This is a genomic window from Duganella sp. GW821-FHT01E12 (assembly GCF_059422325.1).
The window spans coordinates 787,837-804,971 of sequence record NZ_JBWKWR010000002.1 but is presented as its reverse complement, the minus strand read 5'-3'; the positions used below and the strand labels follow the sequence as shown (position 1 = coordinate 804,971).

At 58.7% G+C, this 17,135-nt stretch carries 19 protein-coding genes and 1 tRNA gene; 18 read left to right on the top strand and 2 right to left on the bottom strand.

Annotated elements, in window-relative coordinates; translation table 11 throughout:
• The first annotated feature begins 36 nt into the window (after positions 1-36).
• The 7 genes from ybiB to AC07WS_RS08775 all read left to right on the top strand — a co-directional run bounded on the left by ybiB (position 37) and on the right by AC07WS_RS08775 (position 8,092).
• The gene (ybiB, locus tag AC07WS_RS08805; RefSeq protein WP_494728675.1) at positions 37-1,029 is read left to right on the top strand and encodes a DNA-binding protein YbiB; all 993 of its coding nucleotides are present in this window, start codon (positions 37-39) and stop codon (positions 1,027-1,029) included.
• 49 nt (positions 1,030-1,078) lie between these two features.
• Positions 1,079-2,287: a BaiN/RdsA family NAD(P)/FAD-dependent oxidoreductase gene (locus tag AC07WS_RS08800; protein ID WP_494728674.1), complete on the top strand. Its 1,209-nt coding sequence runs from the start codon at positions 1,079-1,081 to the stop codon at positions 2,285-2,287.
• A gap of 194 nt (positions 2,288-2,481) precedes the next feature.
• Positions 2,482-2,694 (top strand): 30S ribosomal protein S21, encoded by a 213-nt coding sequence (gene rpsU, locus AC07WS_RS08795; RefSeq protein WP_008451879.1) that lies wholly within the window; start codon positions 2,482-2,484, stop codon positions 2,692-2,694.
• A 141-nt stretch (positions 2,695-2,835) separates the two neighbouring features.
• Positions 2,836-3,285, top strand: a complete 450-nt coding sequence (locus AC07WS_RS08790) for a GatB/YqeY domain-containing protein (RefSeq protein WP_486061569.1) — start codon at positions 2,836-2,838, stop codon at positions 3,283-3,285.
• Positions 3,286-3,379: 94 nt separating this feature from the next.
• Complete coding sequence (gene dnaG, locus AC07WS_RS08785; RefSeq protein ID WP_494728673.1) at positions 3,380-5,176, top strand: DNA primase; 1,797 nt, start codon at positions 3,380-3,382, stop codon at positions 5,174-5,176.
• 489 nt (positions 5,177-5,665) lie between these two features.
• Positions 5,666-7,909 carry an RNA polymerase sigma factor RpoD gene (gene rpoD / locus AC07WS_RS08780; protein ID WP_494728672.1) on the top strand — a complete coding sequence of 748 codons (2,244 nt, stop codon included), beginning with the start codon at positions 5,666-5,668 and terminating at the stop codon, positions 7,907-7,909.
• 104 nt (positions 7,910-8,013) lie between these two features.
• Positions 8,014-8,092, top strand: a tRNA-Ile gene (locus AC07WS_RS08775).
• Positions 8,093-8,146: 54 nt separating this feature from the next.
• Here the strand turns inward: AC07WS_RS08775 and AC07WS_RS08770 are convergent.
• Both AC07WS_RS08770 and AC07WS_RS08765 read right to left on the bottom strand, forming a co-directional pair.
• Positions 8,147-9,172, bottom strand: coding sequence for a phage integrase (locus AC07WS_RS08770; RefSeq protein ID WP_494728671.1), 1,026 nt, complete (start codon positions 9,170-9,172; stop codon positions 8,147-8,149).
• Positions 9,169-9,771, bottom strand: a complete 603-nt coding sequence (locus AC07WS_RS08765) for a hypothetical protein (RefSeq protein WP_494728670.1) — start codon at positions 9,769-9,771, stop codon at positions 9,169-9,171. The genes AC07WS_RS08770 and AC07WS_RS08765 overlap by 4 nt, the downstream gene beginning before the upstream one ends.
• Before the next feature lie 109 nt (positions 9,772-9,880).
• On the opposite strand from AC07WS_RS08765, the gene AC07WS_RS08760 reads away from it, so the two are divergent.
• The 11 genes from AC07WS_RS08760 to AC07WS_RS08710 all read left to right on the top strand — a co-directional run bounded on the left by AC07WS_RS08760 (position 9,881) and on the right by AC07WS_RS08710 (position 17,005).
• A complete protein-coding gene (locus tag AC07WS_RS08760; RefSeq protein ID WP_494728669.1) occupies positions 9,881-10,153 on the top strand; it encodes a MerR family transcriptional regulator in 273 nt (90 codons plus the stop codon).
• The gene (locus tag AC07WS_RS08755; RefSeq protein WP_494728668.1) at positions 10,150-10,485 is read left to right on the top strand and encodes a hypothetical protein; all 336 of its coding nucleotides are present in this window, start codon (positions 10,150-10,152) and stop codon (positions 10,483-10,485) included. Before AC07WS_RS08760 ends, AC07WS_RS08755 begins: the two co-directional genes overlap by 4 nt.
• A gap of 7 nt (positions 10,486-10,492) precedes the next feature.
• Complete coding sequence (locus AC07WS_RS08750; protein ID WP_494728667.1) at positions 10,493-11,896, top strand: replication initiation factor domain-containing protein; 1,404 nt, start codon at positions 10,493-10,495, stop codon at positions 11,894-11,896.
• 20 nt (positions 11,897-11,916) lie between these two features.
• A complete protein-coding gene (locus AC07WS_RS08745) occupies positions 11,917-12,252 on the top strand; it encodes a hypothetical protein (protein WP_494728666.1) in 336 nt (111 codons plus the stop codon).
• Between the two features lie 7 nt (positions 12,253-12,259).
• Positions 12,260-12,436, top strand: coding sequence for a hypothetical protein (locus tag AC07WS_RS08740; RefSeq protein ID WP_494728665.1), 177 nt, complete (start codon positions 12,260-12,262; stop codon positions 12,434-12,436).
• A 12-nt stretch (positions 12,437-12,448) separates the two neighbouring features.
• Entirely contained in the window at positions 12,449-12,718 is a 270-nt protein-coding gene (locus tag AC07WS_RS08735; protein ID WP_494728664.1) for a hypothetical protein, read from the top strand.
• Between the two features lie 54 nt (positions 12,719-12,772).
• The gene (locus tag AC07WS_RS08730; protein ID WP_494728663.1) at positions 12,773-12,994 is read left to right on the top strand and encodes a hypothetical protein; all 222 of its coding nucleotides are present in this window, start codon (positions 12,773-12,775) and stop codon (positions 12,992-12,994) included.
• Between the two features lie 103 nt (positions 12,995-13,097).
• Positions 13,098-14,339: a hypothetical protein gene (locus AC07WS_RS08725; protein ID WP_494728662.1), complete on the top strand. Its 1,242-nt coding sequence runs from the start codon at positions 13,098-13,100 to the stop codon at positions 14,337-14,339.
• Between the two features lie 3 nt (positions 14,340-14,342).
• Positions 14,343-14,630, top strand: coding sequence for a DUF2523 family protein (locus tag AC07WS_RS08720; RefSeq protein ID WP_494728661.1), 288 nt, complete (start codon positions 14,343-14,345; stop codon positions 14,628-14,630).
• A 3-nt stretch (positions 14,631-14,633) separates the two neighbouring features.
• Positions 14,634-15,743 carry a zonular occludens toxin domain-containing protein gene (locus AC07WS_RS08715; RefSeq protein ID WP_494728660.1) on the top strand — a complete coding sequence of 370 codons (1,110 nt, stop codon included), beginning with the start codon at positions 14,634-14,636 and terminating at the stop codon, positions 15,741-15,743.
• Positions 15,740-17,005 (top strand): type II secretion system protein GspD, encoded by a 1,266-nt coding sequence (locus AC07WS_RS08710; RefSeq protein WP_494728659.1) that lies wholly within the window; start codon positions 15,740-15,742, stop codon positions 17,003-17,005. The genes AC07WS_RS08715 and AC07WS_RS08710 overlap by 4 nt, the downstream gene beginning before the upstream one ends.
• The last annotated feature ends 130 nt before the right edge of the window (positions 17,006-17,135 follow it).

The following is a 17,135-nucleotide window of genomic DNA, read 5'->3' as shown; positions in this document are numbered from 1 at the left end:
TAGCCGAAATGCGGCGGACTGGTTTAAGCTGACGCCATGACCACACCAACCACCATCGAACCATTCCCGGCCGCACGTTTCATCAAAGAAATAGGCCGGGGCAAAAACGGCGCCCGCAGCATGACCCGCGACGACGCCCACGACCTGTACGCCGCCATGCTGGACGGCCGCGTTTCCGAGCTGGAGCTGGGCGGCATCTTGCTGGCCATGCGCATCAAGGGCGAATCGGTGGAAGAGATCGCCGGCTTCCTCGACGCGGCCGAAGCCGCCTTCGAGCCGCTCAGCGCGCCGCCGGGCCAGTTCGCGCCGGTCTGCATCCCGAGCTACAACGGCGCCCGCAAGATGGCCAACCTGACGCCGCTGCTGGCCATGCTGCTGGCGCGCGAGGGCGTGCCGGTGCTGGTGCACGGCGTGGCGCACGACGCCGGCCGGGTCGCCACCGCCGAGGTGTTCGAGGCGCTGGGCGTGCCGGCCGCGCGCCACCGCGCCGAGGCGGAAGAGGCCATGTCGCAGGGCCATCCGGCCTTCATCACCATCGACGTGCTGGCGCCCAAGCTGGCGCATCTGCTGTCGCTGCGGCGCCGGCTGGGCGTGCGCAACTCCACCCACACGCTGGTCAAGATCATGCAGCCGTTCGCCGGGCCGGCGCTGCGGTTGGTGTCGTACACGCACCCCGAGTACCTGGAGATGCTGGGCGAATACTTCACCACGGCGGCCCTGCCCGAGCGCGGCGACGCCTTCCTGATGCGCGGCACCGAGGGCGAGACCGTGGCCAACGCCAACAAGGCGCAGCAGATCGACTGGTTCCACGGCGGCCTGCGCACGACGCTGGTGCCCAAGCAGACGCTGGTGGGCGAACTGCCGCTACTGCCCGAGGACAAGAGCGCGGCCGCCACGGCGGCCTGGATCCGCTCGGTGCTGGACGGCGAGGTGCCGGTGCCGCCGTCGATCGCCGAGCAGGTGGCGCAGTGCCTGCTGGTGTCGCGCACCTTGCAGTCGCGCCAGCGGGTGAGCGAGCCGATCGAGTAAGCAGGCGGAGCCTTCAAGTACAATACGCCTTTGGACGATTGGATTTGATATGGCAAAGTTTGATGTAGCGGTAATCGGCGCCGGCGCGGCCGGCATGATGTGCGCGGCCACGGCGGCCCAGCGCGGCAAGCGCGTGGTGCTGATCGACCACGCCACCAAGCTGGCCGAGAAAATCCGCATCTCCGGCGGCGGCCGCTGCAACTTCACCAACATCAATGCCGGCCCGGCCAACTTCCTGTCCGACAATCCGCACTTCTGCAAGAGCGCGCTGTCGCGCTACACCGCCGCCGATTTCGTCGCGCTGGTGAAGAAGCACCGCATCGGCTACCACGAGAAGCACCGCGGCCAGCTGTTCTGCGACGACTCCGCCGAACAGATCATCGACATGCTCAAGGACGAATGCTCGGCCGGCGACGTGCACTGGCGCATGCCGTGCAAGGTCGCCAGCGTGGCGCAGGCGGACGGCGGCGGCTTCGTGCTGCAGACCGACACCGGCGAGATCGAGGCCGACAGCGTGGTCATCGCCACCGGCGGCCTGTCGATCGCCAAGATCGGCGCCACCGACTTCGGCTACCGCATCGCCGAGCAGTTCGGCCTGCGCATGGTCGAGCCGCGCCCGGCGCTGGTGCCGCTGACCTTCGATCCGCAGCAGTGGGCGCCGTTCGTGGAAATGGCCGGCATCGCGCTGGAGGTGGACGTGGAAACCGGCTCCCTCAAGGGCCGCAACCCGACCGGCGGCCGCTTCCGCGAAGACCTGCTGTTCACCCACCGCGGGCTGTCCGGCCCGGCGATCCTGCAGATTTCCTCGTACTGGACGCCGGGCACGCCCATCGTCATCAACCTGATTCCCGAGCTGGACCTGGCGGCCACCTTGATCGAAGGCAAAGGCACGATCAAGAAGCAGCTGGGCAATGTGCTGTCGCAATGGTTGCCGGCGCGCCTGGCCGAGGGCTTGCTGCTGGCGCACGGCCTGGCGCCGGACGCCCGCCTGGCCGACCTGCCCGACGCCCAGCTGCGCAAGCTGGGCGCGGCCATCAACCAGTGGACCATCACCCCCAACGGTTCCGAAGGCTACAAGAAGGCCGAAGTCACCCGAGGCGGCGTCGACACGCGCGAGTTGTCGCAGCAGAGCATGATGGCCAACAAGGTGCCGGGCCTGTACTTCATCGGCGAGGCGGTCGACGTCACCGGGTGGCTGGGCGGCTACAACTTCCAGTGGGCATGGGCTTCGGGTGTGGCGGCCGGGCAAGCGGTCTGATATACTGGCGGTCTCTGGAAGTTAGTGGCGTCCCGCAATCGTTGAAGTTGTAGAAAGATTGCACCATACGCCGCGTTGTTTTTGCAGTCAAAGCCTTACGGTTGGCCGTTCAGATGGCCAGGCGTCTTCCATTTTTCTGCAAAAGCTGCTATAGTCTCTTTCTCCCTATAACCTCAAACGGTTTGAATTTTTACATGACCACTATTCGCCTTAAAGAAAACGAGCCGTTCGAAGTCGCAATGCGTCGCTTCAAACGCACCATCGAAAAAACCGGTCTGCTGACCGAACTGCGCGCACGCGAGTTCTACGAAAAGCCAACGGCTGAGCGTAAGCGCAAGCTGGCAGCTGCAGTGAAGCGTCACTACAAGCGCATCCGCAGCCAGCAACTGCCGAAAAAACTCTTCTAAGACTGCGCTTGCAGATTCAACCCGGTAGTATGGCGCTGACGCCTCGGGTTGTATCTTGTTGCATCTAGAGATGCCCGCCCCGGTTCGCCGCGGCGGGTTTTCGCATTTTTACTCCAACAATTTTTTGAGAGAAACTACGCCATGGGCTTGAGAGAACAAATCACCGAAGACATGAAAACCGCCATGCGCGCCAAGGAAGCGGGCCGTCTGGCGACCATCCGCCTGATCCTGGCGGAAATCAAGCGCAAGGAAGTGGACGAGCGCATCGAAGTCAACGACGACCAGACCGTGGCCATCGTGGAAAAAATGATCAAGCAGCGCAAGGATTCGATCACCCAGTTCGAAGCCGGCGGCCGCGCCGACTTGGCCGACATCGAGAAGGCCGAACTGGTGGTGCTGACCGCCTACATGCCGGCCGGCCTGTCCGACGAGGAAGTGGCGGCCGAAGTGGCCGCCGCCGTGGCCGCCTCGGGCGCGGCAGGCCCGCAGGACATGGGCAAGGTCATGGCCATCGTCAAGCCCAAGCTGGCTGGCCGTGCCGACATGACCGTGGTGTCGGCGCTGGTCAAGAAGGCGCTGGCCCCGGCCTAAGGCCCCCGCAGTTCCCGCCGCCGTCGCTTGATCCGCGTCAAAACCGGATCGGCGCGGCGGTATAGTCTGATCCATAACAAGACCGCATAGCCCTGTGATCCCACAATCCTTTATTTCCGATTTGCTGAACCGGGTCGACATCGTCGACGTGGTCGGACGTTACGTGCAGCTGAAAAAAGGCGGCGCGAATTTCATGGGCCTGTGCCCGTTCCACAATGAAAAATCGCCCAGTTTCACGGTCAGCCCGACCAAGCAGTTTTATCATTGCTTCGGCTGCGGCGCCCACGGCACCTCGATCGGCTTCCTGATCGAGTATTCCGGCATGGGCTTTGTCGACGCCGTCAAAGAGCTGGCGCAAAACGTCGGCATGGTGGTGCCCGACCAGGACGACAAGATACCGCCGGCCCAGCGCGCGCAAATGGCCGCGCAGAGCCTGGCATTGACCGAGGCGATGACGCGCGCCAGCGATTTCTACCGCGCCCAATTGCGCGGCGCCACCGACGCCATCGCCTACCTGAAGAACCGCGGCCTGACCGGCGAGATCGCCGCCCGCTTCGGCCTGGGCTACGCGCCGGCCGGCTGGGACAACCTGCGCTCCATCTTCCCCGACTACGAGGCGGTGGCGCTGGCCGAGGCCGGCCTGGTGATCGACAAGGTGGACGAGGACGGCGGCAACCGAAAACGCTACGACCGCTTCCGCGAACGCGTGATGTTTCCGATTAAAAACACCAAGGGCCAGGTCATCGCCTTTGGCGGCCGGGTGCTGGACCACGGTGAGCCGAAGTACTTGAATTCTCCCGAAACGCCTTTATTTTCAAAGGGATTCGAGCTATATGGCTTGTTCGAGGCGCGCCAGGCGATCCGCGATGCGGGTTATGTGCTGGTGACGGAGGGGTATATGGACGTGGTGGCATTGGCGCAGATGGGTTTCCCGCAAGCCGTGGCAACGCTGGGCACCGCCTGCACCACCAACCACGTGCAGAAATTGTTGCGTCAAACCGACACGGTGATCTTCAGTTTCGACGGCGACAAGGCCGGCCGCCGCGCCGCGCGGCGCGCGCTGGAAGCCTGTCTGCCGCACGTGACGGACAACAAGACCATCAAGTTCCTGTTCCTGCCTACCGAGCACGATCCGGACAGCTATGTGCGCGCTTACGGCAAGGAAGCGTTCGAGCAGGAAATCCACGAGGCCATGCCGCTGTCGCAGTTCCTGGTCAAGGAGGCGGTCGGCGAGCATGATTTGCAGAGCCCGGAAGGCCGCGCCCGCGCCCAGTTCGACGCCAAGCCGATGTTGCAGTCGATGACGCCGACCGCGCTGCGCCTGCAGATCGTGCGCGGCCTGGCGCAGCTGACGCAGACCACGCCGTCCGAGATCGAGGCGCTGTTCGAGCTGGCCAAGCCGGTGGCCGTGGCGCGCCAGGCGCCGCCGCGCACCGGACGGCCAGTGCCGGTCGGGCTGGAGTTGCAGATCGTGCGGCTGCTGGTGGCCCATCCGCCGCTGGCGCTGGACATCGACGCCGCCGCGCTGGCCGCGTTCAACTACTTCGGCGCCGAGCCGGCCGAGCGGCTGGCGCAGCTGGTGGCGTCGGCCCAGGCGCTGGGCCCGAACGGCAGCTTCGCCGCCTTCGCCCAGCACCTGAAGTCGCAGGGCGACGAGTACGACGGCATCATCGGCGAGATCGTCAAGGAGCCGGAATCCGATTACGACGCGGTGCGGCTGTTCCTGCGCGGCGCGATCCGCCAGGTGAAGAACGACGCGTTGAAGCAGGAGTTGAGTCAGCTGTTCGCGGCCGGCCTGTCGTCCGACGAGATCGGCGTGCGCTACCGGGAGTTGACGGCGCAGCAGGATCAGTTGCTGCGCGAGGCGGAAGCGGAGTTGGCAAACAGATAATGTTGCAGGACGTTTTGTATAGTAATGTTTCTGTCATGGTTGCAGCGGGCCGAAGTGGGGTTCTGCCCTCTGGAAAATGAAAAGTGACGTGCTATAATAAAACGCTAAGTGTTGTATGTTTTGGCATCGTTTTTCAGTTCAGAGTGTGTTTGTTTTCAGTCAGTTAGGCTCTTGATCGACATGGAATGACGGGTGTCGGCGGCCAGGGCCAGCTTGGGTTGAGTCAGCGCTACGGCGGCGCTGTAGTGCGGACGTTCCGTCCGCTTTCCAACCCAGTCATGGTTTCTCGCCCCCACGCGCGTGTCCGATGCAGTAGAATTTCCGCCAAGAGAGGGTGGAATTCTGTTGAGGTCGATCGGCCCGACCAGGTGTAAGTAAGTCGTAGTATTGTCGGACTTGTGCAGTCGGCATGTTCGAAGACGTAGGCCCGTGAGGGCCGCAAGAAACTTTATCCTAAATAAGCAAGTCGTTGTGTAATCGAAAGCGCCTGTGCCAATCAAGAAACCTGAATCCAAAGCGGCTGCAAAGCCGAGCAAAGTGACCGCAAAATCCGCTAAAACGGCGGACAAATCGGAAACGCGTGTCGCCAGCAACCCGCCGGCGGTGAGCCAGACCACCGACGCGGCCACGCTTGCTGCCATCGATACTTCGGGCTATGTGCTGCCGTCGGTCAAAGTGCCGGGCCGGCGCGGCCGCAAGCCGAAGGAATTCCAGCCTGAAAACGACGAAGTCGCCGCGCTGAACGCGGTCGAACGCGCCGAACTGAAGGCGGTCGACAAGGCCAAGGCCAAGGACCGCAAGGCCAAGGAAAAGGCGTTGCTGAAGGACGCTTTCTCGTCGGACACGGAAGCCACCGAGGAAGAACTCGAACGCCGCCGCCAGAAACTCAAGACCCTGATCAAGTTCGGCAAGGAGCGCGGCTTCCTCACCTACGCCGAGATCAACGACCACCTGCCGGAAAATATCGTCGATCCCGAAGCGATCGAAGGCATCATCGGCACCTTCAACGACATGGGCATCGCCGTCTACGAGCACGCGCCGGACGCCGAGACGCTGCTGCTGTCCGACAACGTCGCCACCGTGACTAGCGACGACGAAGCCGAGGCGGCCGCTGAGGCGGCGCTGTCGACGGTAGACTCCGATTTCGGCCGCACCACCGACCCCGTGCGCATGTACATGCGCGAGATGGGCTCGGTCGAGCTGCTGACCCGCGAGGGCGAGATCGAGATCGCCAAGCGCATCGAAGACGGCCTGAAGGACATGATCCAGGCCATCTCCGCCTGCCCGGTGACGATCGCCGAGATCATCGCCGCCTCCGACCGTATCCGCGCCGATGAAATCAAGATCGACGAAATCGTCGACGGCCTGGTGGACGAGAGCGAAGAAGTCGCCGCGCCGGCAGCGCCGCCGGCGCCGGCCGAAGAGGACGAGGAAGAAGAGGAAGAGGAAGAAGAGGAAGAAGAGGAAGAGGAAGAAGCGAGCGCCTCGGGCGCAGCCGGTTTCTCGGCCGAACAGCTGGAGGCGTTGAAAAACGCCGCGCTGGAAAAATTCGACGTCATCTCCCTGCAATTCGACAAGATGCGCCGTGCCTTCGAGAAGGAAGGCTACAACTCCAAGGCCTACGTCAAGGCGCAGGAAGCGATCTCGTTCGAGCTGCTGGGCATCCGCTTCACCGCCAAGGTGGTCGAGAAGCTGTGCGACACCCTGCGCGGCCAGGTCGATGAAGTGCGTCACATCGAGAAGCAGATCCTCGACGTGGCCGTGAACAAGTGCGGCATGCCGCGCGCCCACTTCATCAAAGTCTTCCCGGGCAACGAAACCAATCTGGAATGGGTGGACGGCGAAGTGGCAGCGGGGCACGCGTACAGCGCCATCCTGGGCCGCAACATCCCGACCATCAAGGAACTGCAGCAGCGCCTGATCGACCTGCAGGCGCGCGTGGTGCTGCCGCTGCCGGACCTGCGCAACATCAACCGCCAGATGGCGGCCGGTGAAATGAAGGCGCGCAAGGCCAAGCGCGAAATGACCGAGGCCAACTTGCGCCTGGTGATCTCGATCGCCAAGAAGTACACCAACCGCGGCCTGCAATTCCTCGACCTGATCCAGGAAGGCAACATCGGTTTGATGAAAGCCGTGGACAAGTTCGAATACCGCCGCGGCTACAAGTTCTCGACCTACGCCACGTGGTGGATCCGCCAGGCCATCACCCGTTCGATCGCCGATCAGGCGCGCACCATCCGCATACCGGTGCACATGATCGAAACCATCAACAAGATGAACCGGATTTCCCGCCAGATTCTGCAGGAAACCGGCGCCGAGCCGGACCCGGCAACGCTGGCCATCAAGATGGAGATGCCCGAGGACAAGATCCGCAAGATCATGAAGATCGCCAAGGAACCGATTTCGATGGAGACGCCGATCGGCGACGACGACGATTCCCACCTGGGCGACTTCATCGAGGACAACAACACGCTGGCGCCGTCGGACGCCGCGCTGCACGCCTCGATGCGCGGCGTGGTCAAGGACGTGCTGGATTCGCTGACCCCGCGCGAAGCCAAGGTGCTGCGCATGCGTTTCGGTATCGAAATGTCGACCGACCATACCTTGGAAGAAGTGGGCAAGCAATTTGACGTGACGCGTGAGCGTATTCGTCAGATCGAAGCCAAGGCGCTGCGCAAGCTGCGCCACCCATCGCGTTCGGACAAGCTGAAAAGCTTCTTGGAAGGCAACTAAGACTTGACTAGTGGCCGCGCTAGCCCTTATCCTCGCGAGTTCGTTTTGAAAACGACCGCGCGTAGGAGGGGCCGGCAAGGCTCCCAGCGCAAAGCAAGACTTCTGGGCCTCTAGCTCATGCTTGGTTAGAGCAGCGGACTCATAATCCGTTGGTGCCGTGTTCGACTCACGGGAGGCCCACCAATAAAAACAAGGACTTAGGTGCAAACCTAAGTCCTTTTTCTTTTTCCGTGTCCACTATTTGTCCATTTTGCGCCACTGAGTCAGCGGATTTAACTGTCTTGCTTCGATCAAATGGTCGGGGGAGAGGTGGGCGTATCGCATGGTCATCGCTAATGAGCTGTGGCCCAGTATGCGCTGTAAAGCCAGTATGTTGCCGCCATTGATCATGAAGTGGCTGGCGAAGGTATGGCGCAGCACGTGGGCTGCCTGCCCGTCTGGCAGGGCTATCCCGGTGCGTTCAAGTCCGGCTATGAAGGCCGAGTAGGCGTATGTGAAAAATCGTTCGTCCCCGATGTCCTTTGACCTGGTGGCGAAATGTTCGTGCAGGTCGGCTTCCAGCTGTTCGTCAATTGGAACTGCCCGCACCTTCTTTGATTTGGTCATTGCGAACTGGATCAGGCCTTGGCGGACCTGTGGACGTCGAAGTTTCTCCGCTTCGCTCCAGCGGGCACCCGTAGCTAGGCATATCTGTGAGATCAGGTGCACGTGCTCATTTCGGGCCTGCTTGAGTTGGGAAAGAAGGATGTCGACCTGATCCAAGCTCAGGTAGGAAAGTTCTCTTTCCGCCACCCTGAGGCTCCGCACTTTTTCCAGTGGGTTGTCCCCCTTCCATACGTCGTGCCTGGCAAGCTCGTTGAACATGGCTTGCAGGTAATTTCGTTCTCTGTTCATGTTGTTGGCTGAAATCCCGTCAGCCATCCGATTTGCTCGATACTCGGCAAACATCTCACCGTTGAACTTGCTTGCGAGTGGGTTCCCCATTGCGGCGCACATGTTCTTGAGCCGTTGGTAGGTGTCCTGACCGCTGTTGAGGTGCGCGCCGTGTTGGGTGTACCAAAGCTCGATCAGCTCAGCCAGGCGCCGGCCGTCGCGTCGCTGTGGTTGCCACTCAGGGGTTTGAGCGACATTAGCCTTTAACCATGCCTCGTATGCCAGTGCCTCGGCCTTTGTGGGAAAGGATTTGCGATATCGCTTTCCGATCGCACCATCTGGGCGAACATCGGCCTTCCAGCTTCCATCAATTTGTTTTGTTACCGTCATTTTTTCTTGGTGAATGGTTTTAGTTTGCGCAGCAGTGCATCCACTTCTTCGGTCCGCCCTGTCCGTTTGGCTTGAACTTGACGCATGAATTCAAGGATGGGTTGCAGCCTCTTTAGGATTTCGTGCTCGACGAAATCGGCATCACCTATTTCTGCAAAGCGGCTTCCATGTTCAGAAAGCCATCTAGCCGTATCCAAGCAGCTACCGACATCTGCTGATAGGGCACTAAACCTGAGTTGAAGGTCGTCGGCCTCCCCAAGTTGATCGCCATCTGCAGGGCCTTCCTGCAGGCTGGCAAATGTGAGCTTTCGTTCGTTCTTCCGCTGAAGTTCCCTTCCTGCCTTTTCTGGTAGGAGGCCTTTGGATATCGCAAGCTCGATGAGTTTGTCGAGCCGCTCAGGTGGCAGTGAGCGGTCGCCGCGCTTATAGCTATTCCAGATCAGGCCGTTTTTCACTTCTCGGCCAAGCCCTAAGATTTTTTCAATGTCCTTGGGTAGTAGCTTCTGATTCGCGGTGTTCTGCTCTACGGCCTGGATGAACCTGAGAGTGCATCCTTGTTTGATGCCTTTCAGCTCTGGAGAGTCTTTATGTCGTGCCATATAACAAAAATTCCTATGTGTTTTTGCTTTATTTATTGGTTGTGACAGGGTTCAGTATAACAAGAATAATGGCGGCCATTGAAACATTAATTTTTGGAACGAGGCCGTAATGCGTATTGAATCTGTTGTGACTTCTCAGATCGGGTCTGCTCTCGGTAGCCGACGTCATCCGGTGAGCAATGATGTCGCGGCTGCGTTCGGCGCTGCTCCAACTGTTCCGGTGATGGATCGTCGCCAGTTCGCTGACTTAGTTGGCCTCACCCTGGATACCGTCGAAGGCATGATCGAGCGCGGTTACCTGCCGGTCGTGCGAATCGGTAAGCGCTCCCTGGTGAACATCGCTTTGCTGAACCAGCGTTGCCTGGATAAGGAGTTTTCGTGAGTTTCAATTCGCGGTCGATGGCGTTGGTGGATCGGCTTCGCAGGATGCTAGAGATTCTCTCTCGCTCCGAAACTGTTTCGGACAACGCGATAAAAGGCACGGTATTTTTTTTGGAGTTTGAAAGGCAGCGTATGTCTTACCAGTCACCGTTAACCAATGGCGAGTTGCGTGTCGTGTTCCTTAGTTGCGTTCAGGAGTTCCATCAGTTTCTTGATGTTCCAGAGGGGTTCTCAGCGTTGATGCGTGCACGTCGTATGCAGATCTCGGAGATCGCGGGGCTTACCGCTGCGAGCTACCTCAACGACATGGGCGGGTTGCTCGGCAGCTGGTGATTGCGAAATGAAGAAAAATTTCAAAACCCTTGTCGATCGTGCGGACGAATACGCGCTTGCTGCTGGTCGCTCATCGTCGGCCCGCATTGCTGTTCCATCGATCAGCGTAAAGCCCGCCGCATCTGGCGCCAAACGTACCGCCAGCGCGTCCGCACTGCCGGAACGGATTGGCGCCAGAGCTGATCGGGTAGGGTTAGTGCCGCGTTTGGCGGATGATTCCGCGCCGTCCGGCTCCCCCATTAATAACATGGGGGAAAACCATAGCCGCAAGCCCGAGGCCCGCTGGAGCCCGCTCAGCGAAGATCACTATGGGCACGTTCAGCTCGTCATGACGGACAGCGGTGAGGTCAAGACCGTAATGGTCCGCCGTCCTGCCGAAAAGGAGATCTGCATTATTGACTGGATCAATTTCACCGTATCGGAAGATACCTGGTGCAAGACCGCCCGCGAGGGGCTGGTGTCAGACGACCAGTTTGTGGTCGAGGCCAGCCGCCAGTTAGAGAAGATTTTCGGCTTTGGTGTCACCACTAAACGGGACCGGGGAATGAATTTCTATCGAGAGTCTTGGGTGTTGGGTGACAACATGGGATTCGTTTGCTTCGGCGGGCAACGCGCCACCATGCTTATCACGATTACGGGCCATGGATGCCTGCACGCCTTGCCAGGTTGGGAAAAGCGGCTGCATGAATTCCTCACTAAGGTTGCGATTCGTCCGTCGATTTCGCGCATAGACCTCGCGCACGATGACTTTGAAGGAAACTACTTGTCGGTCGATTGGGCTGATGCTCAATACGATGAGGGCGCATTTACTTTCGCAAAGGGTGGTCGGCCTCCAGAGGCTCAACAGCTGGGGAGCTGGAAGCGTCCCAGCGGAAAAGGTCGAACCTTCACTGTCGGTCTGCGCTCGTCTTCCAAATTTGTGCGCTTCTATGAGAAGGGCAAAAAGGAAGGCGATAAAGAGAGTAACTGGTGTCGCTGCGAGATCGAGTTCAAAAACGCGAACACGCTCATAAGTCCCGAAGTGCTGCTGAACCCTAGCCAGTTCTTCTTAGGGGCATATCCGTGTATGCAGCACTTCAATCATTTCGATTCGATTGATGTCGGTACGCGCTTTGAAGTAAAGCGTCGCACAGCTGTCATTAATCATGATGCGGCTGAGAAGTGGCTGACTGTCCAGTGCGGCAAATACTTCCGCGTATGGCGCGAGCTGTATGGCGACAAGGAGGCATTGGATCGCCTGTGCTGCGCTGATGACGACTACTGGCCTAAGCGCCTGAAGGTGCTCACCGATTCTGAGAAGTCTGGTCCCATCCCGATTCACAAACAGGAACCGGCGCACGTACCCGGCTTCCTCCACTTTATTAAAACCGTCCCATCGTTCGGCCTCAATGGGGAAAACGGATTCGCGTAGGCCATTTTTAAGGAACAAACATGAAATTTAGTTCGACCATCAAGGTAATGGGTATGAAGTTCAGCAAGGGCACGATGGATAACGGCCAAGCTTTCGACAGCACCAAGGTGTTTGTTGAAACTGAACTGGACGCCAGTAAGGACACGGCAATGGGTTCGGCCTGCGCCGAGTATGGCCTGGGTAAAGCTGAGGAATACCAGAAATACAAACATCTGGCGAACTCCTTCCCGTTCATGGCTGTTGCTGAAATGGAGATCGTCACCAACGGCAAGACGCAGAAGACCGTGATTCATTCGTTGAAGCCGGTAGAAGCCATGAAGCCGTCCGCTCCGGGTGGCAAGAATGCAGGCGCATAAGCGAGAAGTGAAATTCATCGTGCAGGACAAGGAATCCGCGCTGTTCCTGATGCCGCACGATGGTGACGTCGGTTTCACTCCTTGGGCGCATGAGGCGGGCCGGTTTGACCACTATGCGGAAGCTGTGGATACGGCAGTCCTCATTTGCCACGAAGGCTATTTTGTGACCGAAGTTTTGCAGTAGGAAAGGAAAAGAATGTCTCAGCTGGGTACGGTTCAGAACGTCGTTGTTTGCGTTGACGGTAGCTCTGGTGTGCAAGGGGTTTGTCCGTCGGGCCAAGTTCAAGCCATTGCGCAGGCTTACTTGATCGCACCTGCGGAATCTGCTCGCTTCGATCTGATGTCTGAGCCGTTCGATGCTGTGCAAGCCGGGGCGTTCTTTGGTTTCGCTTTCGCCTCCACAATTTTTCTCTGGCTGTTCTCATTGGGTTTGGGCCACGTGCTCAAGATGGTGAGGTCAGCATGATCGCAGTACCGCACCGGGACGGCTTCCCGTTTTTTTCAATGAAAGGTATCACCCATGAACAAGCTGCAAAAGCTGCTGGCCGCATCCGGCGTTGCAATGACCGTTTTCGCTTCGTCGGCTCACGCCGCTGCACCTGCCACGGTGTCGGATCTGGCCACCGCCGTTTCCTTCTCCGACGTGGCGCTGGCAATCCTGGCTGTGTCGGGCACGCTGGTTACGCTGTTCGTCACCTGGAAGGGCGCTAAGTTCGTTCTGCGCGCCGTCAAGGCGGGCTAATCGTGACGGGGCTTCGGCCCCGTTTTTATTTTCGGTCGTGTGTTTTTGGAGTTTGTATGCCGGTCGAGTTTTGGTACTTCCTTTTCTTCGCGTGGGGGATCGTATGCGCAAAAGTGGTTATCGCGGGCTTGTCGGCCTAGCCTTTGTACTGTTTGCTGTTTTCTTTAACTGTTGGGCCAACGCTCAGACTCTTCCTGCTTATAACGGCAGGATGAATACCGCAATTGGCGGGCTCGTTTCAGCTAAAGTCGGGAAATGGGGATTCGCGGCGAATGACCCGCGTTTTACTGCAACGGCCTCCGGTATCGGGACTGGCCTGACGACGCTCGGTGTTGGCATTGCAACAGGCGCTGTCGCCACTGTCGGTTGGCCTGCGTTGTTGGCCGCTGCAGGAATAAGTGCGGTGGTTGGTGGCGGCGTATCGTTGGCGATAGATAGCTTGTACAAGTGGCTTTTCAATACGGATGGCACGGTCACTACGCAGGGCGGTGGAACAATCACTGTACCGAACCCGAACGGCCAATGGTATCCGGCCAATCCCGCCGGCTGCACGATGGTGAACAATGTGATGGATTTATGTGTTCGCGTTGGGCAGCAATCGCATTATTTTTCAGCATGCTTCCCGCCTGGTGGTAGCAATCCCACGTTGCCTTGTTCTAGCAATCAAACGATGACGTTCACTCAGGCGATGGCGCAGTCGAACTACGTCATGCCTACCTCGACCTCCGGTGCAGACGTGACGAAGGCGACACCGGGCACTGCCGCTGCGGCAATCCCTACCTCGGAGCTTTCGAAGCCGATGTCTAATGAAATGCTTGCTGCGGCTGCAAACGCTGCGTGGAAGGCTGCAGCTGCTAACTCGGGAGGAATCCCCTGGTCGGCCTCGGACCCGATTACGCCCGCGGACGTTGCGCAATGGCGGGCAGCGAATCCCTCGTCGGTGCCGACCGTCAGCGATATGACAGCGCCTATCACGAACGGGAGTGCCGTTAGTGTTGGCGCTGATGCTTCGGGTAGCTCTCCGTCCACTGGCCCAGCCGCTACGCCTGGCAGTGGCACTCAGGTCGATCTTGGACCGAACCCGAACACACCTGCTCCGGGCCTTGAAGCGACTCCCACTGCACAGCAAATCTTATCTCCAGTGCTGGGGCTTATGCCTGACTTGAGGAGCTTCCAAGTTCCTGCGCATACCGGTGCTTGTCCGACGCCGTCCTTCGTCGCATTCAACCGTACATATACGTTCGATAGCCATTGTGGCTTGATCGAGAATTCGCGGTCGATCATTGAGGCCGCGATGATGCTGGTGTGGGGTATTGCTGCCGTGTTTATCGTGTTGAGGGCCTGATCTATGTTTGGCATTTTCCTTTCTGCGCTCAATGTTCTCCTGGGCTTTGTGTTCCGCTCCTTAATCGTCAAATTCATCGCGTTTTTTGCCTTGTTTTTTGTCACTACGGAGTTCATCCAGCTTGTTGTTCCGCTGCTGCCGGGAGCCACCTCGTTGAGCAATGCGTTTGCGGTACAGGCGCCAGGTGTGTGGTACTTCCTCGACCTGTTCAAGGTTGGCTTCGGCGTGTCTGCGTGTCTGTCCGCATTCGTGACGCGCTTTATCATCCGGCGTATTCCGGTGATCGGATAGCACATGCCTATCAATGCTTTTGGTGGGGAGCCAGGCTCCGGCAAGACTTATGGGGTGATGGAGCATGTGATCTTGCCTGCGGTCGCAAAGGGACGCTTCGTCCTGACAAATATCGAGGGATTGAATCTCGATGCGATCTACGAGTACGTGGCAAAGCACTACAGCAACGGCAAGATCATCTGCATTGGGCATATCCGACAGTGCGATCGGGAAGCGCCAAACGATGAGGACTTCTTCCCTGGTGCTGCGCATCTGGACAAGCCTTGTACTGTTCCGGCTCCGAATGATGAAAAGGTTGTCGGCGGTGATCTGGTCGTGATTGACGAAGCAACGCGCTATTGGGCCAGCGACGAAAAGGTAAAGAAAGGACACGCTTACTTCTTCCGCGAGCATCGCCATTTTGCAAATGAGCTAGGCCACACATGCGATCTGGTTGTGATCGACCCTGACTTATCCATGTTGGCCCGTGCGCTCAAGGGCAAGGTCGAGCTGGCAAGCGTTACGCACAAGCCGAAGGAAATCGGTTTGAATCGTTACGTGGTGAATCTCTATCGAGGCGTGAAGCTACGATCGAAGCCAACTTCCACGCAGGGGCCGTACAAGTTCAAACCGGAAATTTATTCGCTGTACAAGAGCTATGCTCATGCCGCTGCGAAGGAGCAGGCGATCGACAAACGGCAGAACGTGTTGCGTAGTCCTAAGTTCATTGCTGGAGCCATTGGCATGGCATTACTTCTGTTGCTCTGCTTATGGGGGCTATATGCCTACTATCGGCACCAGGTCGAGAAGTTCTCGCCAAAGCAGGGCGACAAAGCAGCAACGCCGCCAGGTGCGGCCGCTGCTTCTCCTGCGGCCGCTGGCGGCGCAGCTCCTTCCGGTGGTGCTCTGGTGGCGCCGAAAGTGTCTGCTATGCGAGTTGCTGGAGAGGTCACTCTGCACGGGGAGCGGTGGGTTGTCGTGGTGGATGATAGGGGTGCTACTCGGTTTGAGAATCCTGCCGCGTTCACGGGCCGCGGCATTCTTACGGTGGGCACGGTGGAAGGAGAGCGTGTAGCAACTTGGACTGGTACGGCGGCGAAGCAGCCGCAGTCGATTGTGGGGGCGGGTAAATGAGTCGTGTATTTTATTGTTTGGTTGGCTGCTTTTTGGTGATGTTGAAAGGCTCAGCGGTCGCTGCGCCGGCGCCGGATGTTGTTAGTAAAATGGACCTTTCGGGTGTCGCAATTAGTTCTGTGGTGTCCGTGTACTACAAGGAGGTCAGCCAACGCCCCTACGTCATCTGTAGTGACGTTTTGAACGACACAAGGTTAGTTTCTGTGCGCGGTGAGGGTAAGACGCTCACGGGGCCGCTATTCGCTTCCCTGCTGGCCGAATACGGCTATGAGATCGTGGACCGTGGAGGTGTATCCGTCGTCTGTACGAAGAAGGATGGCAAGGAGGCGCATGGGGAAGACGACGATGTGTTCCTCTATCGAGTCAAGCATCGGGATTCGGCCTATCTGGTAGACCTCGTTTCGCCGCTGGTGAAAGGTACATTTGCAAACAGGCGTGCCCCTTCGTCCGGTGCCTTAGCTGTTGGCGGCGACAAGACGGTAGCTCAGGCTGCTCCGGCCCAGCCTGGCCAAGTCGGTGGCAGCGGCTCATATAAATCAAACGGCGATGACTACATCGTATTTTCAGGCTCTGCTGGTGAAACAGCAAAGCTGCAAAAGTTACTTGACCAAGTGGATACGGCAGCCGGTGAGGTAGTGGTCAAGGCGTATATGTATGAGGTGGGCAGTAGCGGTAGTGATGCCTCCGCCCTGGGCGTCGTAATGTCCGCACTCGGTGGAAAAGTCCAGGGGGGAATCGCGGCTACTACGCTTGGTGATTTTCTTCGCTTCAAGACTGCATCCATCGATGTGATAGCGTCCGCGCTGAAGACCGATGGGCGTTTCAAGGTTGTTACCGCACCCTATCAGCGAGTTCGGTCGGGGAAGTCCGCTCGTTTTGTCTCTGGTAGTCAGGTGTCGATCTTGGGGGCGATAGTGACCAACCAGAACGGTACTACCCAGCAGTCTTTTGATCGCGTGGAGTCCGGTACGATCCTTGAAATATCGCCAGTAGTGCATGGAGCAGGGATTGACGTTGACCTCTTTCAGCAGGTGTCGTCATTCGTCACTACTGATTCAAGCTTACAGCCGACATTGAACAAGCGGGAACTGAGGACTTCGTTGACGGTTGAGGATGGCGAGGTGGTTGTGATTGCAGGCCTGGACGATTCAAAAGAGGATGACTCGCGCTCAGGTGTTTCCTTCCTTCCGTTCTCCTTGCTGAAGAATAAGTCCAGCAGCAAAAGTCAGCTTGTGCTGGTGATGGAGTTGAAGCGCATCTAATTGCTGGTCGCTGGTTTGGATGCTGCGTTTTGAAAAAAGGGCGATTTGAGGCCCGCTAGGGCTGGAGCGAAGCGGAACCCTTTTTGCATCACGGTGGCATGTAGGAGCGTCTTGGCCGGTCGACCCGGCC